The following is a 23,213-nucleotide window of genomic DNA, read 5'->3' as shown; positions in this document are numbered from 1 at the left end:
TGCATCAGGCTAACGCTGATTCACTGCTTCATGATGAACGTCGCCAGGCTCTTCAGGTCGTCCGAACTCAACTGCGCGAACGGTGGCATGGGCACATCCCCCCACTTACCGCTACCGCCGTGCTGAATGCTCGACATTACCCGGGCCAGTGCCTGCGGGTCATTGGCATACTTGACTGCCACATCGTGATAGGCCGGGCCGACGACCTTGTGGCCGACCGCGTGACAGGACAGGCAGGCGTTGTCCTGGAGCAAGGCCGAGGCGACTTTCGCTACCGACACCGTCGGTGGCTGATCCGGCGGCGGGTTCGAGGCCGCCTGAACATCGGCATCGCTCGCCTTGGCACTGCCGTAGGTCACTGCCAGATAGGCGCCGATCACATTCACCTCCTGGTCGCTGATCGGCGCACCGTACACCTGCTGCATCTTGCGTGCTTCAGCAGTCCATTGCGCCAGGTTCATGCCGGGCGGCTGGAAGTTGATGTAATCGGCCGAATGGCAGATCGAACACTTCTGCTGCGCCAACGGGTAGCCCGGCAACGTACTGGGCTTGAGCGCCACCGTTTCGGGCGGCAAGGTGATCGACAGTGGCGCTGCACCAGCCAGGGTGGCCAGACCAACCTGAGCCGCGCACAGCACGGCGCTCGTGAGTTTCACAAGTTTCATGCAGTCCTCCTCAGGCGACGGTCACGTGGGTGGTTTCGACGACGTGGCGGCGGTAACCACCAGGGTTCCAGTCGGCTTGCAGCGGCTGCGTCTCGCCCGCACTGTTGCTGGCTCGCACCATCAACTGCGTGGCGCCCTTGCTGGTAAAGCTGATCGGCAGTGTCCACTCACGGAAGGAGAAACGGCCAAGGTCCTGCCCAAGCGCAGCTTCGCGCCAGATTTTTCCGCCGTCGATCGACACTTCCACCTTGTTGACCCCAACGCCACCGTCGAACGCGATGCCCTTGAGCGCCACGCTTTTGTTCAGCGGCAATACATCGCCGTGTTTAACGCTGGTGATGAAACTGCGCACCGGCAGCTTGGAAATCGGCCGGGTTTTCGCCGCCGTGGTGCCGGGGGCAATGCAGAAGCAATCGTTATCCGGAACCCGGTACGCCTTGGCCATGAAGAAACCGTCATAGGTATGGTCGATGACCTCGATCTCACTCAGGTGCTTGACCCAATACGTGCCGAAATAGCCTGGCACCACCAGACGAATCGGGTAACCGTTGAGAAATGGCAGGTCGGCGCCATTCATCGACCAGGCAATCATCGGCTCGCCGTCCATGGCATGGCTGATGTCCAGCGCCTTGATGAACTCCGGCGTGCTCGGCAACACCGGTTTATCGAGCCCACGGAAGGTCACTTGCGCGGCACTGGCTTTCACACCGGCCTTCTCCAGTACCGCCTTGAGCGGCACCCCCACCCAGCGCGCATTGCCCATCGAGCCATTGCCCAACTGAGCGCCGAACACCCGCGGCATCGAGAAGCCACGGCTGTTACCCGAACACTGATTGACGGCCACCACTTCCACCGGTTCAGCGAGGGCCTTGAGCTCGGCGAGGGACAGTGACAGCGGCGTGTCGACCGTGCCCTTGATCGTCAGGCGGTAGCTGTCGGGATCGATGCTGGTCGGGAAATCGGCCAGGTGGTAACGCACGAAAAAGGCGTCATTGGGTGTGATCGGCCCTTCGTTGAAGACGGGGAATGGCGTCTCCAGATGCGGCGGACGCGTGGTCACCAGGGTCAACGGGCGTTTTTGCGGGTATTGCACCAGCGGTCGTGGGCCAGCGGCAAAGGTCACTTCTTCGGCGTTTTCGTCGGCTGCCCTGGCGAGGCTTGCCAACGGCGAGGCCGCCACAGCCAGAGTGAAGGCATCGCGTAAAACCCGCCGGCGGCTCGGCTGGCTGCTGTCTACAAAACTGAACTTCATTCTGCGCTCTCTCTGATTGTTTTATTGAGATGCAACTGACAGTCCTTCATCAGAATAGTGGGGCAGGACTTCATGTGCCAATGCGGTTTCGCTATACGGTTCGACTTCGGAAAACAAACCAGTATCGTCACGTGCAAGCGGGCTGCTTCACATTAAGCGTCAGTGACTTGGCAATTGATGACAGGGGCTGCCGAAGCATGCGGCATAGAGAGCAATGCTGTTCAGTTAAGCGAATGTGGTCCTCTGTAGGAGCGAGCTTGCTCGCGATGAACGTCAACGATGACGCTGCAAACCTGATACCCCGCGGGGTTCTCAGGTTCATCGCAAGCTCGCTCCTACAGGTATCGGTGTTCCCCGGGATTGCGTGAAGAACCCAAAAAAAACCCACTGACCGTTGCCGGTTTAGTGGGCTTTTTCACATCAGGCTAAAACCGCCCTCGCCTGCTACTGCGGATCTACCTGATCCAGCACGCGGTTCACCGATAGTTCCGCCAAGGCAATCATCTGTTGAACCCCCAGTGCCAAATTGCATTTTGGGCCAGAGAGGATAAAAGCCAGTTCACTGGCCATGACACTGGCCGAGGCAAGGGTTTCACAGGCATGAACCAGGAGGGTTTCATTGTTGACGTTGGGGGCGATGGTGAAGATGGGGTTGGGACGGCGCTCGGCCAATTTTGGCTTACGAGATGAGGACTCGGAATCGATGTCTATCTGCGCGTCTGAATCAGGGGGATTCGGAGTTGGTTTTATCATTGTGAAGCTCCTATGAAAGTGAGCCCCTCCCCATCCGCTACCACGCAAAATAGGGAGACGGCTGTACACAGGGTGGTAGACCGGTCATAGGAACCCGGCAGGCCGAAGCCTCCCATGCACAGCCGCCACAAAGCAGCCAGCACAAAAAAACGCCCTGAGGCGTTCTGGGTCTATGAAGAAACCGGGCTACCACACCCGTTCGCTGAATTGGCAGCGACGGGCGAAGGTTAGCGAGGTGGGTTGTGAAGTGCAAGCCCCATGGGATATGGAAAAACTTGAGGCTAATTACCGCTTTCAAACCAACAAAGAGTCATCAAAAGCCGGGCGGGACGCTGCATATGTACAGTGGTGGTCAGCGTTCATCTGGTCACTTCGATACCAAAAAGATGCTGTAAACCGAGTTTGTGAGATCAGCAAAAATCAAGAAACTGAGTTACTGATACACAATAAAGACGGAAAAACTGGAAGCAAAGATGGTCATGAAAATGATCCATCTCCACCTAAAGGCTAATTGTCATAACCGTCCGGGCAACACACCTTCCTGATGCCATCGCTCAAGGCTCGTTACGCCGTGGTAAGCGTGCGGCGGCGATCATGTGTTTGATCCAGTCGGTCCGGCTCATACGATCAAGCCCGACGTGCCATCAATAGCATCGAGGCGGCCGCGGACAATAAACCAGCACAGCAGCGATTGAAAATCTTCTTACCCCGAGGCTGTGCAAACCAGCGGCGCATATGCAATCCAATGTATGCGTAGATCCCAATGGCAATCCATTCCAATGCCAGAAAAAATAGTCCAAGCAACGTAAACTGAGAACCAATATCTACCGCCGGGTCAATAAATTGCGGTAGGAACGCGGTAAAAATCAGAATAGCTTTGGGATTACCTGCGGCAACGAGAAACTCCTGCCGTGCCAGCGCCCATAAACCTACTCGAACGTTTTCTGACTCAGCCTCAGCTTCCGGAACAGCGCCCCATAGCTGATACGCCAAGTAGAATAGGTACGCAGCGCCAACTATTTTGATCCCATAGAAGATCAGTTCTGAGGTTTCCAGCACGACAGCCAAGCCCGCCGACGCGAGTGCAATCATGATCGCGAAGGCCAGCAAGCGACCGGCACCTGCCATACAAGATGTGCGGTATCCATATCTCGTTGCATTGCTGATAGATAGCAAATTGTTAGGTCCAGGCGCCATATTCAATGCAAAGCACGCTGGCAGGAATAACGCTAACGTCGCATGATCCATATGCATCTCCATAATCATTCTGCGCCAATGCTACATTTGAAGCCCAGGATGTGCCATTAGCCGCAGAGCCAATTCAGTGCCGGCCAGCACAGTAGTAGCCACATGCAAAGGGGTGTCCCCCGGACGCTTACCATCGACCTAACCATTCAGCCAACATCTCGTTCTGATCCCAACGCTGGGGCGCTGGTGTGTGCGTCATTGAGGTTTGGATTCAGGAGGGGTTGTTGGCCGGGCGCTTACTGAGTTGCTGCCGCATAGATGGAAACAGGCTTAGCTCCGCAGAGCGTTTTTGGCTCCGTGCGTGCTGTGCTGTGGAGTAGAATGAGAACTTCACTCTTTGGATAGAGACGGATGTGAATGGAAGCGTTAGCCACTTTTTCTACTCAGAATTTCAAACCAACAGGCCTGAGCCCAACCCCCGAGATTACTACCTCCTTGCCAGTGTCTATCAGCACCATGGAGAAATGCTACTCGGGTGCTATCGACGGTATTTCCTCAACAGTTTTTACTGCGGCGTTCGACCAGACGACCAGGACGGGCAGTTACATCGCAATTGAGAGCTTCAAAGGTGCGGTGAATGGGAAAGAAGGCGCCTTCAATTTCATCCACTCTGCCTCCACAACCGGCACTGATCGGGCAGATGAATTTTTCTGCATAGTCGGAGGCAGTGGTACCGGTGATTTGAGAGGGATATCGGGATCAGGAGGGATCAAAATCGACACCGATGGCACGCACCATATTTGGTTGAATTACCAACTCGAATAGGTCAGAAATAGTTTTGAGGTAATGCCGCAGAGAACACCATTGCCCTGGATACTGCATCAGGGTAGGTGTCTTCGCCGGACGCTTACCAAAGTCAGACCCCGTAGCCTGAAAGCAAAGGCATCGGGGTCTCTTACCTGCTCTGGCAGTCCGTCGGGGGTCAACTCATCTCTGGAACGAGATGACTCATGAACGTCAGGTTTTCAATAGCGTACATATACTCGGAGAATCTCGGATCTCCGTCGTTGAACGCCTTTGCCACTTTTTGTGCGTTCTCAAGACTGTCCCACATAGCCAAGTCCGCGAAGACCCGGTCGTCGCTCATAGGGCAGTAGGCACGGTACTCGATCAAACCAGGAAAGGCCTTTAACGTTTCACGAAGCCCTGCGCGGAGCACAGGTACTTGCGTAACGCATTCCGGTTTGACCTTGAAAATGGCTAATTCGAGTACATGAGATGAGTGCTGCATCGGGATGACCTTCTGTGTGTTAAGGAGTCCCAATTATCAGTGGCTCATACTGACAGCGTAGTGTCAGTAGTGGTGATCGCTTTCCACTGGCTTGCCTGGTGTTTCATATACGCTTGCAGATCAAGGGCAGGATTGTCGGGTGATGGTTGTTGGGCAATAACGATGGAGGCTATGCGATCGACCCGAAAATCGCGGTAAGCCGCCCTGGTACTACACCAGCTTCCAACCGTCCACTTTCCTCCCCAGTAGAAAAGGCCAAGGGGGGAAATGAGGCGTTGCGAAACCGCACCGTCCAGGCTGGTATAAGTTATCTTCAGCGCCTGAGTGTTTTCGATGGCATTTCGAAGGGTTGCCAAATGACCACGCGTCGAGGAAGGGGTTGTTCCAAGTGCCCTGATTTTTGCCGCGCCGGGGTCAACCTTGTGATGGACCATGGACGCTGAGATTTTGCTCAACAACATCCTCGCAGCAGCACTTAGATCGTTATCGGCGGAAGCTGAAAGCATTTCCATCCCGAGCATCAATGCATCCAGTTCGAGTCTGTTCAACGTTAACGGCGGCATCTCAAAATCGGCATCCAGGGCATACCCCACGCCAGCGGTACCATAGATTGGGATTCCACTGAAGGAAAGGTCGTCGATGTATCGATAGATTGAGCGAACGGAAACGCCAATTCGGCTAGCCAGTCGTTCAGCAGAGATTGGCTGATGGACACGAATCAGATTTACCAATTGAAATAAGCGATCAGCTTTACGCACCTGGTGTGCTCAACCGAGAGTCCTTTGCAAGCTCAATGGCCGCGTTAATGGCGGCCCGAGCTTGGGGGCTATTCTTCCAGCAAGTCGATCCCACTGCTGCCGAAGCCTGAGCCAGGATGTCACAAGCATTCGCTTTGCCGAGCACAGCTAGCGAGTCAATGCCCATCTGCTCAAGGCGAGCGATAACGGCCGGCCCTACGCCCTTCAGGGCCAACAAGGCATTATATTCCGTCAGTGGAAATGGCATCCGTAAACTCCTGTTATCGGCCAATGAAGCAACCGGAGTTTGCCCGACGGCAGAGGGCATCTCAATAGACGGACTCCATCGCCCTGAGCGCAGGCATCAGGAAGGTGGGTTCGGCGGTCGCGGTAGAGACCAAACATAATGCCGATCATGCCTCCAGAATCATTTTCCAGCCCACAAAAAAACCCACTGACCATCGCCGGTTCAGTGGGCTTTTTTTGATCCGGTCTCTAATTACAGAGCCATATCACTCGCAGCATTAGCCTTCGGAGCCTTCACAGCAGTATCGACAGTCACTGGCTTCACAGCCGGCGCGATCACCGCTGGTGGCGGAGTCAGCTGCAACACCTTGGCGGTGTAGGCCCACTCTTCAGCGACCTTCTCAGGGCTGGCGTTCAGCTGGGTGCCGTAGCTCGGTACGATCTGGTGCAGTTTTGCCTGCCACTCAGGGGTCGCGACCTTGTCCTTGAACACTTTCTGCAGCACGGTCAGCATGATCGGTGCGGCGGTCGAAGCACCTGGCGAGGCGCCCAGCAGGCCGGCGATGCTGCCGTCTTGCGAAGCGACGATTTCGGTGCCCAGTTTCAGCACGCCACCGGCAGCTTCGTCACGCTTGATGATCTGCACGCGCTGGCCGGCTTGCCACAGGCGCCAGTCTTCGGCCTTGGCGTTCGGGAAGTATTCTTTCAGGGCGTTCATGCGGTCTTCGTCAGACAGCATCAGTTGGCCTGCCAGGTACTCGACCAGTGGGTATTCCTTGATGCCGACCTTGGTCATTGGCCACACGTTGTGCGTGGTCGTGGTGGTCAGCAGGTCCAGGTACGAACCTTCCTTGAGGAACTTGGTGCTGAAGGTCGCGAATGGGCCAAACAGGATCACGCGCTTGCCGTCCAGCACGCGGGTGTCCAGGTGCGGAACCGACATCGGCGGTGCGCCCACCGAAGCCTTGCCGTAGGCCTTGGCCAGGTGTTGCTCGGCGATGGTCGGGTTCTCGGTCACGAGGAACGAGCCGCCTACCGGGAAGCCTGCGTATTCCTTGGCTTCAGGAATGCCGGACTTCTGCAGCAGGTGCAGGGCACCGCCGCCGGCGCCGATGAACACGAACTTGGCGTCGGTTTCGGTCTTGCTGCCGTCTTTCAGGTTTTTGTAGCTGACGCGCCAGCTGCCGTCTTCGTTCCTGGTGATGTCCTGCACTTCGCTGGACAGCTTCAGGTCGAACTTCGGCGTGGTTTGCAGGTACGCGACGAACTGGCGGGTGATTTCGCCAAAGTTCATATCGTTGCCGAGCTGGCTCCAGGTGGCCGCGACTTTCTGGTTCGGGTCACGCCCTTCCATCATCAGCGGCACCCACTGCTTGATCACAGCCGGGTCCTCGGAGTACTGCATGCCGGCGAACAGCGGGCTCGCTTGCAGGGCTTCGTAGCGTTTTTTCAGGAACTTGATGTTGTCATCGCCCCACACGAAGCTCATGTGCGGCGTGGAGTTGATGAACGAACGCGGGTTCTTCAGCACGCCTTGCTGAACCTGCCAGGCCCAGAACTGACGGGAAATCTGGAACGCTTCGTTGATTTCAACGGCTTTCGCGATCTGGACGTTGCCCTTGTCGTCTTCCGGGGTGTAGTTCAGCTCGGCCAGGGCGGAGTGACCGGTACCGGCGTTGTTCCAGCCGTTGGAGCTTTCCTCGGCGACGCCGTCGAGGCGCTCGACCATTTCCATCGACATGCCAGGTTCCAGCTCATTGAGCCACACACCCAGGGTCGCGCTCATGATGCCGCCGCCAATCAGCAGCACATCGACTTTCTTTGTCTCTTGCGCGTGGACGGAAATCATCCCCATCGACAAAGCCAGCCCCAGCAGGGCCGTGTTCACTTTCTTAAACATCTGTAGCACCTATGATAAAACGCCATCCGCCCTTCCATCCTCATGCGCACAGCCCCATGTTTCACGGCAGTCACGGATGCGGCACTCAAGGATTGCAGGGTGGGCACACAAGGCCGACGAACCGCGTCGACCCCAATTTAATGTCCCTTCTGAACTGACTTTTTATCTTTATTGGCTTCAGCTACTTGAGCGACAGTGATTCCGTCGGCACGTCTTGCGGACATGCAAACTGAATAGGTCAAACCAAGTTGGCGCGCAGAATATCACGTCATGGCAAACCCGCGCGTGATGGATCTGTAGGAGCCGGCTCGCCGGCGAAGGCGGTCTTGAGTCGTGTATTGACCTTTCGGGTGCTTTCGCTGGCAAGCCAGCTACAGGACCGGCGTATACAGGGGCCGCGCGTGTAGGGTCTGGCGGTGGGGGGCTATACTCATCGGGTTTCCCTGGTGAGGCCTGAGGAGTTGTCATGAGCGATAAAGACGATCTGCGCAAATACTCATCCCACGTCATCGACGGCGTGGAAGCCGCACCGGCACGTGCCATGCTGCGGGCCGTGGGCTTTACCGATGCAGACTTCCAGAAGCCGCAGGTCGGCATCGCCTCGACCTGGGCCATGGTCACGCCCTGCAACATGCACATCGACAAGCTGGCGCTCGAAGCCGAAAAAGGCGCGAATGCCGCGGGTGCCAAGGGCGTGATCTTCAACACCATCACCATTTCCGACGGCATCGCCAACGGCACCGAAGGCATGAAGTATTCGCTGGTGTCCCGCGAGGTGATCGCCGACTCCATTGAAGTGGTGGCCGGTTGCGAGGGGTTCGACGGCCTGGTGACCATCGGCGGCTGCGACAAGAACATGCCGGGGTGCCTGATCGGCATGGCGCGGCTCAATCGCCCGTCGATCTTTGTCTATGGCGGCACCATTCAGCCGGGTGCCGGGCACACCGACATCATTTCCGTGTTCGAGGCCGTGGGCCAGCACGCCCGGGGCGACATCAGCGAGATCCAGGTCAAGCAGATCGAGGAAGTGGCGATTCCCGGCCCCGGTTCCTGTGGCGGCATGTACACCGCCAACACCATGGCCTCGGCCATTGAAGCCTTGGGCATGAGCCTGCCCGGTTCCAGCTCTCAGGACGCCATTGGCGGCGACAAGGCGTCGGACAGCTTCCGCGCTGGCCAGCAGGTCATGGAGCTGCTCAAGCTCGACCTCAAGCCGCGCGACATCATGACCCGCAAAGCCTTCGAAAATGCCATTCGCGTGGTGATCGCCCTCGCCGGCTCGACTAATGCCGTGCTGCATCTGCTGGCCATGGCCAACGCGGTGGATGTGGAACTGACCCTGGATGACTTCGTCGAGTTGGGCAAGATCTCCCCGGTGGTCGCCGACCTGCGCCCCAGCGGCCAATACATGATGAGCGAGCTGGTGGCCATCGGCGGCATTCAACCACTGATGAAACGCATGCTCGATGCCGGCATGCTGCACGGCGATGTGCTGACCGTCACCGGCCAGACCCTGGCGGAAAACCTCGCCAGCGTGCCCGACTACCCGGCCGGCCAGGACGTGATCCGGCCGTTCGACCAGCCGATCAAAAAAGACTCCCACCTCGTCATTCTGCGCGGCAACCTCTCGCCCGGCGGTGCCGTGGCCAAGATCACCGGCAAGGAAGGCCTGCGCTTCGAAGGCACGGCCCGGGTCTATCACGGCGAGGAAGGTGCGCTGGCCGGCATTCTCAATGGCGAAGTGCAGCCCGGCGAGGTGATCGTGATCCGCTATGAAGGCCCCAAGGGCGGGCCGGGCATGCGCGAGATGCTCTCGCCGACGTCGGCAGTCATGGGCAAGGGCCTGGGCAAAGAGGTGGCGCTGATCACCGATGGCCGTTTCTCCGGCGGCTCCCACGGTTTCGTGGTCGGTCACATCACACCGGAAGCCTTCGAGGGCGGGCCGATTGCGCTGGTCGAGAATGGCGACAGGATCATCATTGATGCTGAGACCCGGCAGATTACCGTTGATGTGTCTGTCGCGGACCTGGCCGAGCGCAAGAGCCGTTGGGTGCGCCCGGAATCAAAATACAAGCGAGGGGTGCTGGCCAAGTATGCGAAGACGGTGTCCAGTGCGTCGGAGGGGGCTGTGACGGATAAATATCTTTAGGGCGCTGGTCCTGCGTTGTCTGGGATATTGCCATCGTCGGAACGCCGCCCAGAGCAAGCTCGCGATGGCGTCCTGTCAGGCAACCTCTGCCTCAACAGCTACCCCGCCGAAGCCGTCTGCCCGATCACCTTGCGGTCGTCATCGCTTGTTTTTGCACCCTGCCGCGCAGGGACACCAGCAACAGAGTGGCGAACGCACCGACCACCGCGACGGCCATGTCCTTTTGCGAATCCCAGGGGTCGTTTTGCGCGCCGACGAAAGCATTCGCCGTGTCATTGCCCAGAAAGGCCCCGCCGAACCACTCCACCAGTTCATACACCGCGGACGTCGACAGCATGACGTTCAGGGTCACGAAAAACAGCCAGAACCCGCGCAGCGAAGTCAGGCGCCACAACACTTCACGCACCGGATAAGCCAGCAGCAGTCCGTAGCTCAGATGCACCAGTCGGTCGTAGTGATTGCGATGAACACCTGACACCTGCTCGAAACTGAAGCCGAACCACGCCAAAGACCAATGATCGTAAGGCACCAGGGAATAGGTGTAGTGGGCGCCCAATTCATGGACGCAGAGAAACGCAAACACCAGCGTGATCGATGCCGACGACAAGCGGAACCAGCGAGAAACCGCCACCAGCGTCCCCACCAGCAACAGCACCAGCAGGTTTTCCAGCGCCCAGTCCACCCGGCTGCGGGGAGAAAAACCCGACACCACGACAATCAGCAGGAATACCACGAGCAATGTCAGGTCGTGCCGTAAACGTTGATTCGGCTGCATGACTGCACTACCTCGAAGTCAGGACATCGCCCTTTTAACTTCGAGACAAGGCCGTCGGGCAAGTTCGCTTTATTCCTCCACCGCATGCTAAGTTGTACGATGACTGACGAATGTTCGCCCAGTCGTCGCACTCCCCCTACAACAACAAGGAAATACTCATGAAAAAAGCAAAAGTGCTGATCGGTTTTCTGTGCCTGTTCAGCGGCTACGTTGCCGCCACCCCGGTTGCCGCGGACAAGGACGTGGCCCAGGCGGTCGACCACCTGACCCAGGCCATGTTGCACAAAGACATCCCGGAGCTGAACGCCTTGACCGCCGAGAACCTGACCTACGGGCATTCCAGCGGCAAGATCCAGGACAAGCAGGCCTTCATCGCCGACATCGAAACCGGCAAAAGCGCGTTCAAGACCCTGGAGATGCAAAACCAGACCATTACCGTCTCCGGCGATGTCGCGCTGGTCCGTCACCACTTCTCGGCGCAAGCGCTCAAAGGCACTGAAGTGGTACCCACCGAAATCGAGAACTTCCAGATCTGGCAAAAGCAGGACGGTAAGTGGCTGCTGGTAGGACGGCAGGCGTTCAAGTTCTGATGAATTCGTAAAGCCACCAACATAACCTGTAGGAGCGAGCCTGCTCGCGATGACGGTAATCCATTCAACATCAATGTCGACTGGCTTGACGTCATCGCGAGCAGGCTCGCTCCTACAGGGGTTTGCGGTGGTCAGTTGCCTTTCCACTCCCTGGGACTGAGCCCGGTCTTGCGCCGAAACGCCCGGGCCAGCGCCGAGGGACTTTCGTAACCGACTTCCTCGGCAATCAACGCAATCGGCCGGCCCTCGCGCAGGCGTTTCTGCGCCAGGCTGATGCGCCAGCTCACCAGGTAATCCACCGGTGTCTGCCCGACCACCCGGCGAAAGTGCTCGGCGAAACTGGCCCGCGACATGTTGGCGGCGACCGAAAGTTCGGCCACGCTCCAGGCCTTGGCCGGGGTTTCATGCATCAGGCTCAGGGGCCGCGCCAGCCGTGAATCGGCAAGGCCAGCCATCATGCCCGGTTGCTGGCCAGTGGTGCTCAAGATGTGCCGTAGCAACAGAATCACCAGCAGCTCGAACAGGCGATCCATCACCGCTTCGCGTCCGCACGTACCTTCAAACGCCTCGTTGAACAGCCATTCCAGAGTCCCGGCCAGGGTCGGGATTTCATCGAGCTTGAGCACCAGATAATCCGGCAGCGCCGCCGCCAGGGCATTGCCCGCACCGCCGTCGAAATCCAGGGTCGCGCAGACCAGTTGCGTGCCGAAGGCATCAGACGCGAACAGGCGATGTCGATAGGGCCGGGGGAAAAAGATCAGGGTCGGTTCGGTCAATTGCAGATCCGGCTGATCGTCCATCTTGAGCAGCAACTCACCCGCCTGAAGCAGGTGCAAATGGCCGCTGGCCTGTTGGCCGTCGAAGGCGGTGGTGCCGCAAAATGTGCCACTGTGAAAGGTGCCGGCATTGACGCCGAAGTGCGTGAGCAACGTGGACAAGCGATCCATGACAAGGCTCCCGAAGGCGATTTTGGACGATCTGTCGCATATCCTCGACGATTTGCACCCAACAAGCCAAGCACTGTCTCTAACATCAGCTCCGTACCCAGCGCATACCGCGCTTCACACCACGGAGTATCACCATGACCCGCATTGCCCCGATCAGCCTTGAACACGCCACTGACGCCACCCGCCCGCTGCTGGAAGGCGTGCAGAAGAAAATCGGCTTTCTGCCCAACCTCTTCAAAGTATTGGCCCACGCCCCGGCGGTGCTGGCGTCGTACCTGCAAAACTCGACCGCACTGGGCAAGACGTCCCTGAGCGCCAAGGAAAAAGAAGCGGTGTCCCTCGCCACCTCGCAGGTCAACGGCTGCGACTACTGCCTGGCGGCTCACACGCTGTTCGCCGGCAAGGCCGGGCTGTCGGGCCAGGACATCCTCAGTGCGCGTCAGGGTGAACTCAACGCTTATGCCACCCTCGCCCGCCAAGTCACCGAAAGCCGTGGCCACCTGACCGTAGAACAGATCGCCGCGGCCCGTGCTGCCGGCATCGACGACGGCAAGATCATCGAAGTGATCGCCCACGTGGCTTCGCAGACGTTGACCAACTACCTGAACAACACAGCGCTGACCGACATCGACTTCCCGGCCATCGACGCCTGAATGACTTGAACGACGGAGTACCCACCATGAACACCGTGACCTTGTACACCACCGACACCTGCCCTTACTGCCGCAACGCCAAGGCCTTGCTGGCAAGCAAAGGCGTGGCGATGCAGGAGATCAATATCCAGCGCGAGCCAGGCAAATTCGAGGAAATGCTCAGCCGCAGCAACCGCCGCAGCGTGCCGCAGATTTTCATCGGTGATACGCACATCGGCGGCTTCGACGACCTGGCCAAACTGGATCGTCAGGGTGGGTTGATGTCGATGCTGGCCTGAGCCGGTCAGGTATTGGTCGTCCACCTGGTCCACTGCAATACCCTGTGGGAGCGAGCCTGCTCGCGAAGGCGTCGGGTCAGTCGATATTTATTTCACTGACACTCCGTCATCGCGAGCAGGCTCGCACAGGTATGCATCCGGCTACCAGGTATTCGCAGGATTCAATCATCCTCATGCAACTTGATCCCGCGCTTATGCAGCACATGGGGTACCACCAGCACCAGCAGCGTCAGGGCAAGGAAGAACGCCGAGATCGGTTGCGTGAGGAATACCGTCCAGTCGCCCTGGCTGATGGACAAGGCGTTACGCAGTTGTTTCTCGGCCATCGGCCCCAGCAGCATGCCGACGATCACCGGGGCGACGGGGAAGTCGAAACGGCGCATCAGCACCCCGCCCCAGCCAATGGCCAACATCAGGATCAGGTCGAAGGATGAGTGACGCATGCCGTACACGCCGATGGTCGCGAATACGAGGATGCCCGCGTTCAGGTACGGCCGGGGGATTTGCAGCAGTTTGACCCACAGCCCCACCAGCGGCAGGTTCAACACCAACAGAATCACGTTGCCGATGTACAGCGAAGCCACCAGCGTCCAGACCAGGTCGGCGGAGGTTTCGAACAGCATCGGCCCCGGTTGCAGGTTGTAGTTCTGGAACGCCGCCAACAGGATCGCAGCGGTGGCGGACGTCGGGATGCCCAGGGTCAGCAACGGCACCAGGGACCCGGTCGCGCTGGCGTTGTTGGCCGCTTCCGGGCCGGCGACGCCTTCGATGGCACCCTCGCCCTTGTTGGCGGAAAACTCCTTGGGATACTTGCTGAGTTTGCGTTCAGTGGAATAGGACAGGAAGGTCGGAATCTCGGCGCCACCGGCCGGAATCGAACCGAACGGAAAACCGATCAGCGTGCCCCGCAGCCATGCAGGCACCGAGCGTTTCCAGTCGGCGCGGGTCATCCACAACGAGGTCAGGCGATGCCGTCCTTCGTTTGATTCGGTTTGATAGAGCAAGCTGTACAAGGCCTCGCCCACCGCGAACAAACCAACCGCCACCAGCACCACCTCGATACCGTCCACCAATTCGGGAACACCCAAGGTGTAGCGGGCAATACCCGAGGTCGAGTCCAGCCCGATCAAACCGATGGTCAACCCGACGCCCAGCGAGGCAAACCCGCGCAGCATCGAAGCGCCGAGCACTGCCGACACGGTGGTGAACGACAACACCAGGATCGCGAAGTATTCGGTCGGGCCGAAATTCAGCGCCAGCCTGGCCACGATGGGCGCAAACAGCGTCAACAAAATCGTGGCGATGGTGCCGGCGACGAAGGAGCCTATCGCCGCCGTTGCCAGCGCCGGTCCCGCCCGGCCGTTGCGGGCCATCAGGTTGCCTTCCAGGGCCGTGACCATGGACGACGATTCACCGGGGGTATTGAGCAGGATCGAAGTGGTGGAGCCACCGAACTGCGCGCCGTAATAGATACCGGCGAACATGATCAGCGCGCCAGTGGGGTCGACCTTGGCGGTGATCGGCAACAGCAGTGCCACCGTCAATGCCGGACCGATACCCGGCAATACGCCGATGGCGGTGCCGAGCAGGCAGCCGATGAACCCCCACATCAGATTGATCGGCGTGAGCGCCGCGGCAAAACCCATCGCCAGGCTTGAAAGAATGTCCACTGTGTCGATCTCCTTTCAAAGCCAGATGTTGAGCAGCGACGGCAGGGAAACCCCCAGTCCGGCGTTGAACAGCCAGTAGATCGGCAGGGTCAGGGCAATGCCGATAGCCAGGTCCCGCAGCGGATGACGGCTGCCAAAACCCCGCGCCGAACAGGCAAACAGCAACCCGGCCGCGAGCACGAACCCGATCAGGTTGATCAGCACCGCCACCCCGACAAGCCCCGCGGTCACCCAGGCCGCACCGGCTTTTCCACCGGGCACCGTGGCGGTATCGTTTTCCAGCTCGCGAAAACCGCCGCTGACGGCCTGATACCCCAGCAGCAGCCCCACTGCACCCAGAAACGCCGCCACGACATAGGGATAAACATACGCCGGCAGGATGACGAAACCCATTTCCGGTGGAAAACGGTAGGCACCCATCGCCAACACGACGCTGATGGCGATCAGGCCGATGCCGACCGCCAACTGCGTCGGCACCACTGTACGTAGTGTGGCCATTTCAAATCAGCCCGACCTTGACCAGCATGGCGTGCAACCGTACATGCTCTTCCTCGACGAACTTGCCGAACTCATCGCCGGTCAGCACGCTGGGCGTCCAGGCGTTGGTCTGGATATTGTCCTGCCAGACCTTGCTGTTGGTGGCGGCCACGACCGCGTCGATCACTTCCTTGCGCTGCTGCGGGGTGAGGCCCGCCGCACCGTAAACGCCGCGCCAGTTGCCGATCGTCACGTCATAGCCGCTCTCCTTGAGGGTCGGTGCCTCAACGCCGGGAACGCGCTCCGGCGCGCCGATAGCCAGGACACGGAACTGGCCGGTCTTGATGTATTGGCCAAGCTCGGCGTAACCGCCGGTGATCACCTTGAGCTGGCCGCCCAGCGCCTGGGCAACCACTTCGCCACCGCCACCAAAGGCCACGTAGTTGACCTTGTTGACCGGCACGTCCAGCTTGCCCGCCAGCTCGGCGATGCCGATGTGATCCACCGAGCCCTTGGAGCCGCCGCCCCAGGTGATGCTTGTCGGATTGGCCTTGAAGGCCTTGATCAGGTCATCGAGGGTCTTGTACTCAGACTCCTTGCGCACGGCGATCACGTTGTACTCGGTGAACAGCCGGGCAATGGGCGTCACATCCTTCAGGCTGATCTGCGGTTTGTTCTGTTCGATGCCCGCGACCATGATCGCGCCGACCACCAGCAATGCGTTCGGGTCACCCTTGGTGCTGTTGGCAAATTGCGCCAGGCCCAGGGTCCCGCCCGCGCCGCCCTTGTTCTCGAAGGTGACGGCTTTGGCCGTATTGGCTTCGATCATGGCCTTGCCCAGCACCCTGGCGGTCTGGTCGTAACCACCGCCCACTGAACCCGGGGCCATGAATTTCACGGTATCCAGCGCAAAGGCGGGTGCGACCAGCACGGCAGCGGTCAAACCAGCGGCCACGCAGCGACTGAAACGACGGATCAAAGCGGACATGGGCATCTCCTGATTGCATTGTTTTTATAGGTGCCGATTGCCCATCGGGGTGCTCGATGAACATGGGCCTGCGAACAAGCTTAGGCCATGGATCCGTGGGTTGATCTGTTTTAAAGCGCTGCAACACCCTGTAGGAGCGAGCCTGCTCGCGATGGACGTAAATGCACCGCGTTCATTCAGGTAACACACGTAATCGTTAGCGACCATCGCGAGCAGGCTCGCTCCTACAGGGTTTGAAGTGTTCCAACCGGCGTTTGATTACAACTTTGTCATCAAGCTGTTGGTCAGCTGTTCGGATCGCCTAGTTAACCTGAACGCTGTCAGGCCAGCCACCGGCCACATGAGTCACGCACAGACAAAAACCCGCCGAGGCACTGTCGACAAAACAATGCTCTAGGGTGCGTGTCATGACCTAACCTCATTGGCTAAGTGACTAACAACCCGTCGAGCTCGCCGATGTGCAATGTCTTGAAGTCAATGATCTGCGTCGCCTTCGCGCTTCTGGCGGCCAGCCCGGGATGGCTGTTGGCGGCGCCCATGGCCGACACCCTTGCCCCCGCCCCCGCAGCCCCGATCATCAGCATCGCCGACAGCGAATTGCTGGGGGTGCAGAATCAGTTGAACAGCCTCAAGCAGCAGGTTTCCCAGGCCAGCAACTACACCCAGCTGGAAAGCTCACAGGATCTGGTGCAAGTACTGATTCAGGATATTGAGCGCTTGTCCACATCGCTGCTGCCCGGACAGGCGCAGTTGCAGGCGCAACTCAATGTGCTGGGGCCGGTGCCGCTCGACGAGAACGCGTTGGTGACGTCTGCCATTACCACCCAACGAGACGCCCTCGGCGAGCAAAAAAACAAGCTCGATAGCCAGCTCAAAACCCTGGCCGCTCTGAAAACAAGTGCCGCCGAACTGATCACCCAGATTGGCAGTATTCGGCGCAGCCTGCTGGAAGCGGAAGTGACCCAGCAAACCAGCAGTATCCTGAACCCGGGATTCTGGTCGCCATTGTTCGCTCTTCCGATCGAGGACCGCCAGCGTTTCAGCGCCCTCATCGAGCAACTCGAGGCCACGCACCGGGCCGCCTGGCAGCCCGGACAACGCGGGATCACCGCCGCCCTGCTGATCCTGGCCCTGGCCATCTGGACCGTGGGGCGAAAGCTCGCCGGCCGGGCTCTGGCATGGTTGTGCATCCATCGAATGCCTGAAGGCCGGTTGCGGCGCAGCTCCCTTGCGCTGGCATCGGTAGTGGCGACGGTGCTGACCGCCGGCATCGCCCTGCAACTGCTGCATGTTGCCGGGACCCGCCAACTGCCCTACACCCCACTGCTGGCCGATCTGGCGCAGTATCTGGAAAAGCTGGCCTATACCTGCGTGCTGATCACCGGGTTGAGTCGCGCATTGCTATCGACTAAACATCCTTCATGGCGCCTGCCCGATATCGCCGATCCGGTGGCGTTGGCGATGGAACCCTATCCAGGGTTGCTGGCGAGCCTGCTGCTGGTGCTGGTGACCCTGGTGCAGATGAGCAATGTCACCGGCATGAGCGCCGAAGTGGTGCTGTTCGGTCGGGGCATCGTGGCGTTGGTCGCGGCACTGGTGATCGGCGCATTGCTGTTGCGCGTCAGCAAGACGCGCCGAGACCTGATAGTGGCCGGAGAGACTCCTGAAGGCGTCACCACCTTCGCCGGACTGATTTATACGTTTACCGGCTTTGCCGTGGTGGTGTCCCTGTTCGCCCTGGTGATCGGCTACGTGGCGATGGCCCGGTTCATCACCTATGAATTGGTCTGGATATTCATCATCTTCGCCGCTTTCTACCTGCTCACACAGGTTTACCAGGACACCTGCGACTACGTTTTTTCGCCCCGACAACCCGTCGGCAAGGCCATCAAACAGCTGCTGGGCATCGGCAATCCGCGCCTGGAGCAGATCTGTACCGTGTTTTCCGGCGCAGGCCGCGCCATCCTGATACTGATCGGCGTCATCGCGTTGTTTGTCGGTGGGATCGGTACGACGCTCGGGCAATTGGTCACCGGCACTGTGGCCATACTCGGCGGTGAAGGGCTGCGCAAGCTGAACATCGTCCCGGACAATTTGATGCATGCCCTCCTGACACTGATGATCGGTGTCTACCTGATACGCACGCTACGACGCTGGCTGGATAGCGAGTTCCTGCCGAAAACCGAGATGGACCCGGGCATGTGCGCCTCGCTGAGCACCCTGTTCGCCAACATCGGCTACGTGTCCGTCGTCCTGCTCACGCTGGCGTCGCTGGGGATCAAGTGGACTAACCTCGCCTGGATCGTCAGTGCCCTGTCAGTGGGCATCGGCTTCGGGCTTCAGGAGATCGTGAAGAATTTCATCTCCGGCCTGATCCTGCTGACCGAGCGCCCGGTGAAGGTCGGCGACCTTATCAGCATCAGTGGCGTGGAAGGCGACATTCGCCGAATCAACGTACGGGCCACGGAAATACAGCTGGCCGACCGCTCGATCATGATCGTGCCCAACTCCCACCTGATTTCGCAGAACCTGCGCAATATCACCCTCGGCGGCAGCGCCCAGGGCGTGGTGATACTCGAACTGATGTTCCCGTTGGACATCGACCCTGAGCAAGTGCAAAACCTGCTGCACGACACCTTCACCGAACACGAATCCATTCTCGATAAACCGGTGCCATTCTTGCGTTTCAGTCAGCTGAAACCTGAGGGCATCACCTTGACCATCACCGGTTATGTCGGCAGCCCACGCACCGTCGGCGCGATCAAAAGCGAGCTGCTGTTTGCAATTCTCAAGCGGCTGGGTGCTGCGGGGATTGAACTGGCGAAACCGCCTGCTGTGTGAGGCTCAACCACATGTGGCAGCAGGAGGCACGCGCAGTCGGTGATGCCGGGTAAAAACCGGCTCCACCCCACCGTTAACCGTCTGTTGCCCTATCCTTTCATCCAAGCCATCACGCCGGACATCGACCATGTCAGCCCCCGAATCCACCCTCCTCGACAGTTGGCACCACAACGCCCAGGCCTGGATCGACATCATCCGCAGCGGCACCATCGAAAGCCGCCTCAAGGTCACCGACCAGGCCATTCTGCTGGCGGTGCTGGGTCGTCAGCCCCAGCGTGTGCTCGACCTGGGTTGCGGCGAAGGCTGGTTGTTGCGCGCGTTGGCTGAACGGGCCATTGACGCGGTGGGTGTGGATGGCGACGTGACGCTGGTGGAGGCGGCGCGAGCGGCGGGTTCGTCGAAGGTGCATGTGGCGAGCTATGAAGCGTTGGCCGAAGCGAAAATCGACATCGGCCGCGACTACGACCTGATCTGCGCCAACTTCGCCTTGCTGCATCAGGACATCATCCCCCTGCTCGCCGCCATGAACGCCCTGCTCGCCCCGGGTGGCGCGCTGGTGATCCAGACGTTGCATCCATGGGCAGCTGCGGCAGGCGACTATCAGGATGGCTGGCGGGAAGAGACCTTCGCCGGCTTCAAGGGGCAGTGGCAGCCCATGCCGTGGTATTTCCGAACCCTGTCCAGTTGGCTCAATGCGCTGGACATGGCCGGGTTTACGCTGGCCGGCTTGCAGGAGCCGCAGCACCCGCAAAGCCCTGTGCCGCAGTCGTTGCTGTTGGTGGCCGAGCCGCGGCGGTGATTGGCTTTCAAAGCCTGCATACAGGTGCTGACTGCCATGCAACCCTGTAGGAGCGAGCCTGCTCGCGATGAGGCCGGCACATTCAACATCGATGTCGCCTGACACTCCGACTTCGCGGGCAAGCCCGCTCCTACAGGTTCTGTGGCTGTACGCAAAATCTGCGAACCACCCAAATCAACTGGACTGCCCCCAAAATGTTGGACGGTCTACTGCCACATGCCCACGGATTGAGTCCTGTATTCCACAGGTTCAGTGGCTGTACGCAAAATCTGCGAACTACCCAAATCACTGTAGGAGCGGGCTTGCCCGCGAAGAGGCCGGCACATTCAACATCGATGTCGCCTGACACTCCGCCTTCGCGAGCAGGCTCGCTCCCACAGGTTCTGTGGCTGTACACAACATCTGCGAACCACCCAAATCAACTGTGGGAGCGGGTTTGCCCGCGAAGAGGCCGGTACATTCAACATCAATGTCGCCTGACACTCCGCCTTCGCGAGCAAGCTCGCTCCTACAGGTTCAGTGGCTGTACGCAAAATCTGCGAACTACCCAAATCATTGTGGGAGCGAGCCTGCTCGCGAAGAGGCCGGCACATTCAACATCGATGTCGCCTGACACACCGCCTTCGCGAGCAGGCTCGCTCCTACAGGTTCCGTGGTGCACCCAATACAGCGTCAGGCCCATTCTTTACGCAGCTGGCGCGCTGCATTGACCATGTGCACCAGCGCCGCTTCGGTTTCCGGCCAGCCGCGGGTTTTCAGGCCGCAGTCCGGGTTGACCCACAGGCGGTCGGCGGGAATGCGCTTGGCGGCCTTGCGCAGCAGGTTGGCCATTTCCGCGGAGTCCGGCACCCGTGGCGAGTGGATGTCATACACGCCCGGGCCGATTTCGTTCGGGTAGGCAAAGGCTTCGAACGCGTCCAGCAGCTCCATGTCCGAGCGCGAGGTTTCGATGGTGATCACGTCGGCGTCCATGGCGGCGATGGATTCGATCACATCGTTGAACTCGCTGTAGCACATGTGGGTGTGGATCTGGGTTTCGTCACGCACGCCGCAGGCGCACAGGCGGAACACTTCGGTCGCCCAGTCCAGGTAGTGCTGCCACTGCGCCCGGCGCAACGGCAAGCCTTCGCGGAACGCGGCTTCGTCGATCTGCACGATCTTGATCCCGGCGGCTTCCAGGTCCACCACTTCGTCGCGAATCGCCAGGGCCAGTTGGCGGGCCTGCACTTCGCGGCTCACGTCTTCGCGCGGGAACGACCACATCAGCATGGTCACGGGACCGGTCAGCATGCCCTTCATCACTTTGTCGGTGAGGCCTTGGGCATAGCGGATCCACTCCACGGTCATGGCTTTCGGACGGCTCAGGTCGCCGAAGATCACCGCCGGTTTCACACAGCGCGAACCGTAGCTCTGGACCCAGCCGAAACGGGTGAACACGTAGCCGTCGAGTTGCTCGGCGAAGTACTCGACCATGTCGTTACGCTCGGCTTCACCGTGCACCAGCACGTCCAGGCCCAGGTGTTCCTGCACTTGCACGGCGTGACGGATCTCGCTGTGCATCGCTTCGGTGTATTCGGCTTCGGTCAGCTTGCCTTGCTTGAACGACTGGCGAGCCAGGCGGATCGACGCGGTTTGCGGGAACGAACCGATGGTGGTGGTCGGGAACAACGGCAGGTTCAGGCCGGCGCGCTGTTTCTCGATACGCTGGGCAAACTGCGAATGACGCTGGCTGTCCTTGGCGGTGATGGCGGCAACACGCGCCTGCACTGCTGGCTTGTGAATGCGTGGCGACGCAGCACGGCTGGCCTGGACGGCGCGGCTTTGAGTCAGCGCTTCAAGCACCTTCGGCGCTTCCGGCTCATTCACCGCCTGAGCCAGCACCGCGACTTCTTCACACTTCTGCACGGCAAACGCCAGCCAGCTTTTCAGTTCGGCATCGAGCTTGTCCTCACGCCCCAGATCAACCGGGCTGTGCAGCAGCGAGCAGGATGGCGCGACCCACAGGCGATCACCCAGACGCTCGTGAGCATACTGCAACGTGGCCAGGGCGTTTTCCAGGTCGCAGCGCCAGACGTTGCGGCCGTTGACCACGCCCAGCGACAGCACTTTGTAAGCCGGCAGGCGGTCGAGGATGGTCGGGAACTGCTCAGGTGCGCGCACCAGATCGATGTGCAGACCGTCCACCGGCAGGTTGGCGGCCAGGCCCAGGTTCTCTTCCAGACCACCGAAGTACGTGGCGACCAGCTTCTTCAGCGGGTCGCGCTGAATCAGGTTGTAGGCGCGCTCAAAGGCGTTTTTCCAGTCCTGCGGCAAATCGAGGACCAGGATCGGCTCGTCGATTTGTACCCATTCAACGCCTTGTGCCGCCAGGCGCTGGAAGATTTGACCGTACAGTGGCAGCAGGCGATCGAGCAGTTCGAGCTTGTCGAACTCGGCGCCCTTGGCCTTGCCCAGCCACAGATAAGTCAGCGGGCCGATGATCACCGGCTTGACGTTGTGCCCCAGTGCGCGGGCTTCTTCGACTTCCTCGAACAGCTGATCCCAACCAAGTTGGAATTGCTGATCGGCGCTGAATTCAGGGACGAGGTAGTGATAGTTGGTGTCGAACCACTTGGTCATTTCCTGGGCGTGCGCGCCGCAGCAGCTGTCGCTCACACCGCGCGCCATGCCGAACAAGGTTTGCAGGCTGGCCTTGCCATCGTGCGGGCGGAAACGCTCCGGGATCACACCGAACATCAGCGAGTGAGTCAGGACCTGGTCGTACCAGGCGAAGTCACCGACCGGCAGCAGCTCGATGCCGGCCTTTTTCTGCAAGTCCCAGTGAGTCTTGCGCAGGTCGCGGCCCACGGTGCGCAGGCCGGCTTCGTCGAGTTCGCCCGTCCAGAAGGACTCTTGAGCCTTTTTCAGTTCGCGGTCGCGACCAATGCGCGGAAATCCAAGGGAATGGGCCACAGCCATGTCAAATAACTCCAATGCGTTCAATGGGGCCATTGTCGACAGTGCCAGCGAGTGAG

At 59.5% G+C, this 23,213-nt stretch carries 22 protein-coding genes; 8 read left to right on the top strand and 14 right to left on the bottom strand.

Annotation, left to right across the window (positions count from 1 at the left end):
• Nucleotides 1-20: 20 nt before the first annotated feature.
• The 3 genes from C8K63_RS18980 to C8K63_RS18970 form a co-directional block, all read right to left on the bottom strand.
• Nucleotides 21-665, bottom strand: coding sequence for a c-type cytochrome (locus C8K63_RS18980; RefSeq protein ID WP_108218095.1), 645 nt, complete (start codon nt 663-665; stop codon nt 21-23).
• Nucleotides 666-675: 10 nt separating this feature from the next.
• On the bottom strand, nt 676-1,917 hold the full coding sequence (locus C8K63_RS18975) for a molybdopterin-dependent oxidoreductase (protein ID WP_108218094.1): 1,242 nt from the start codon (nt 1,915-1,917) through the stop codon (nt 676-678).
• A gap of 444 nt (nt 1,918-2,361) precedes the next feature.
• Nucleotides 2,362-2,670, bottom strand: coding sequence for a DUF6124 family protein (locus tag C8K63_RS18970; RefSeq protein ID WP_108218093.1), 309 nt, complete (start codon nt 2,668-2,670; stop codon nt 2,362-2,364).
• A gap of 172 nt (nt 2,671-2,842) precedes the next feature.
• Between C8K63_RS18970 and C8K63_RS30945 the strand changes: the two genes are divergently transcribed.
• Nucleotides 2,843-3,181, top strand: a complete 339-nt coding sequence (locus tag C8K63_RS30945) for a hypothetical protein (protein WP_256594977.1) — start codon at nt 2,843-2,845, stop codon at nt 3,179-3,181.
• Between the two features lie 116 nt (nt 3,182-3,297).
• On the opposite strand, the gene C8K63_RS18965 is transcribed toward C8K63_RS30945, so the two are convergent.
• Complete coding sequence (locus tag C8K63_RS18965) at nt 3,298-3,918, bottom strand: LysE family translocator (RefSeq protein ID WP_108218092.1); 621 nt, start codon at nt 3,916-3,918, stop codon at nt 3,298-3,300.
• A 357-nt stretch (nt 3,919-4,275) separates the two neighbouring features.
• Here C8K63_RS18965 and C8K63_RS18960 point away from each other — a divergent pair, with 357 nt between their 5' ends.
• The gene (locus C8K63_RS18960; RefSeq protein WP_108218091.1) at nt 4,276-4,683 is read left to right on the top strand and encodes a DUF3224 domain-containing protein; all 408 of its coding nucleotides are present in this window, start codon (nt 4,276-4,278) and stop codon (nt 4,681-4,683) included.
• Between the two features lie 157 nt (nt 4,684-4,840).
• Here C8K63_RS18960 and C8K63_RS18955 read toward each other — a convergent pair whose 3' ends face one another.
• The 4 genes from C8K63_RS18955 to mqo form a co-directional block, all read right to left on the bottom strand.
• Nucleotides 4,841-5,149 carry a hypothetical protein gene (locus tag C8K63_RS18955; protein ID WP_108218126.1) on the bottom strand — a complete coding sequence of 103 codons (309 nt, stop codon included), beginning with the start codon at nt 5,147-5,149 and terminating at the stop codon, nt 4,841-4,843.
• A 44-nt stretch (nt 5,150-5,193) separates the two neighbouring features.
• Nucleotides 5,194-5,907 carry a YafY family protein gene (locus C8K63_RS18950; protein ID WP_108218090.1) on the bottom strand — a complete coding sequence of 238 codons (714 nt, stop codon included), beginning with the start codon at nt 5,905-5,907 and terminating at the stop codon, nt 5,194-5,196.
• Nucleotides 5,900-6,154, bottom strand: coding sequence for a Pathogenicity locus (locus C8K63_RS30940; protein WP_108218089.1), 255 nt, complete (start codon nt 6,152-6,154; stop codon nt 5,900-5,902). Before C8K63_RS30940 ends, C8K63_RS18950 begins: the two co-directional genes overlap by 8 nt.
• Before the next feature lie 231 nt (nt 6,155-6,385).
• A complete protein-coding gene (mqo, locus tag C8K63_RS18940) occupies nt 6,386-8,032 on the bottom strand; it encodes a malate dehydrogenase (quinone) (protein ID WP_108218088.1) in 1,647 nt (548 codons plus the stop codon).
• A gap of 466 nt (nt 8,033-8,498) precedes the next feature.
• On the opposite strand from mqo, the gene ilvD reads away from it, so the two are divergent.
• Complete coding sequence (gene ilvD / locus C8K63_RS18935; RefSeq protein ID WP_108218087.1) at nt 8,499-10,181, top strand: dihydroxy-acid dehydratase; 1,683 nt, start codon at nt 8,499-8,501, stop codon at nt 10,179-10,181.
• A 124-nt stretch (nt 10,182-10,305) separates the two neighbouring features.
• Here the strand turns inward: ilvD and C8K63_RS18930 are convergent, their stop codons facing one another.
• Nucleotides 10,306-10,956 carry a DUF2238 domain-containing protein gene (locus tag C8K63_RS18930; protein ID WP_108218086.1) on the bottom strand — a complete coding sequence of 217 codons (651 nt, stop codon included), beginning with the start codon at nt 10,954-10,956 and terminating at the stop codon, nt 10,306-10,308.
• Nucleotides 10,957-11,114: 158 nt separating this feature from the next.
• On the opposite strand from C8K63_RS18930, the gene C8K63_RS18925 reads away from it, so the two are divergent.
• Nucleotides 11,115-11,546 (top strand): nuclear transport factor 2 family protein, encoded by a 432-nt coding sequence (locus tag C8K63_RS18925; RefSeq protein WP_108218085.1) that lies wholly within the window; start codon nt 11,115-11,117, stop codon nt 11,544-11,546.
• 131 nt (nt 11,547-11,677) lie between these two features.
• Here the strand turns inward: C8K63_RS18925 and C8K63_RS18920 are convergent, their stop codons facing one another.
• Nucleotides 11,678-12,493, bottom strand: a complete 816-nt coding sequence (locus C8K63_RS18920) for an AraC family transcriptional regulator (protein ID WP_108218084.1) — start codon at nt 12,491-12,493, stop codon at nt 11,678-11,680.
• Nucleotides 12,494-12,627: 134 nt separating this feature from the next.
• On the opposite strand from C8K63_RS18920, the gene C8K63_RS18915 reads away from it, so the two are divergent.
• Both C8K63_RS18915 and grxC read left to right on the top strand, forming a co-directional pair.
• Entirely contained in the window at nt 12,628-13,146 is a 519-nt protein-coding gene (locus C8K63_RS18915; RefSeq protein ID WP_108218083.1) for a carboxymuconolactone decarboxylase family protein, read from the top strand.
• A 26-nt stretch (nt 13,147-13,172) separates the two neighbouring features.
• On the top strand, nt 13,173-13,424 hold the full coding sequence (gene grxC, locus C8K63_RS18910) for a glutaredoxin 3 (protein ID WP_108218082.1): 252 nt from the start codon (nt 13,173-13,175) through the stop codon (nt 13,422-13,424).
• 161 nt (nt 13,425-13,585) lie between these two features.
• Here the strand turns inward: grxC and C8K63_RS18905 are convergent, their stop codons facing one another.
• From C8K63_RS18905 to C8K63_RS18895, 3 genes are read right to left on the bottom strand one after another with little or no spacing between them, the layout of a single operon-like run.
• Nucleotides 13,586-15,094 carry a tripartite tricarboxylate transporter permease gene (locus C8K63_RS18905; protein WP_108218081.1) on the bottom strand — a complete coding sequence of 503 codons (1,509 nt, stop codon included), beginning with the start codon at nt 15,092-15,094 and terminating at the stop codon, nt 13,586-13,588.
• Nucleotides 15,095-15,109: 15 nt separating this feature from the next.
• A complete protein-coding gene (locus C8K63_RS18900; protein ID WP_108218080.1) occupies nt 15,110-15,592 on the bottom strand; it encodes a tripartite tricarboxylate transporter TctB family protein in 483 nt (160 codons plus the stop codon).
• Nucleotide 15,593: 1 nt separating this feature from the next.
• Entirely contained in the window at nt 15,594-16,559 is a 966-nt protein-coding gene (locus C8K63_RS18895) for a tripartite tricarboxylate transporter substrate binding protein (protein ID WP_108218079.1), read from the bottom strand.
• Between the two features lie 537 nt (nt 16,560-17,096).
• On the opposite strand from C8K63_RS18895, the gene C8K63_RS18885 reads away from it, so the two are divergent.
• Both C8K63_RS18885 and C8K63_RS18880 read left to right on the top strand, forming a co-directional pair.
• Nucleotides 17,097-19,400 carry a DUF3772 domain-containing protein gene (locus C8K63_RS18885; protein WP_256594976.1) on the top strand — a complete coding sequence of 768 codons (2,304 nt, stop codon included), beginning with the start codon at nt 17,097-17,099 and terminating at the stop codon, nt 19,398-19,400.
• Between the two features lie 127 nt (nt 19,401-19,527).
• Nucleotides 19,528-20,199 (top strand): bifunctional 2-polyprenyl-6-hydroxyphenol methylase/3-demethylubiquinol 3-O-methyltransferase UbiG, encoded by a 672-nt coding sequence (locus C8K63_RS18880; RefSeq protein WP_108218076.1) that lies wholly within the window; start codon nt 19,528-19,530, stop codon nt 20,197-20,199.
• 672 nt (nt 20,200-20,871) lie between these two features.
• Here the strand turns inward: C8K63_RS18880 and metE are convergent.
• Complete coding sequence (gene metE / locus C8K63_RS18865; RefSeq protein ID WP_108218075.1) at nt 20,872-23,157, bottom strand: 5-methyltetrahydropteroyltriglutamate--homocysteine S-methyltransferase; 2,286 nt, start codon at nt 23,155-23,157, stop codon at nt 20,872-20,874.
• Nucleotides 23,158-23,213: the final 56 nt, after the last annotated feature.

It is taken from the genome of Pseudomonas sp. GV085, assembly GCF_003050925.1.
In the GTDB taxonomy this organism is placed as follows: Bacteria; Pseudomonadota; Gammaproteobacteria; order Pseudomonadales; family Pseudomonadaceae; genus Aquipseudomonas.
This window is presented reverse-complemented; position numbering and strand designations above follow the sequence as displayed.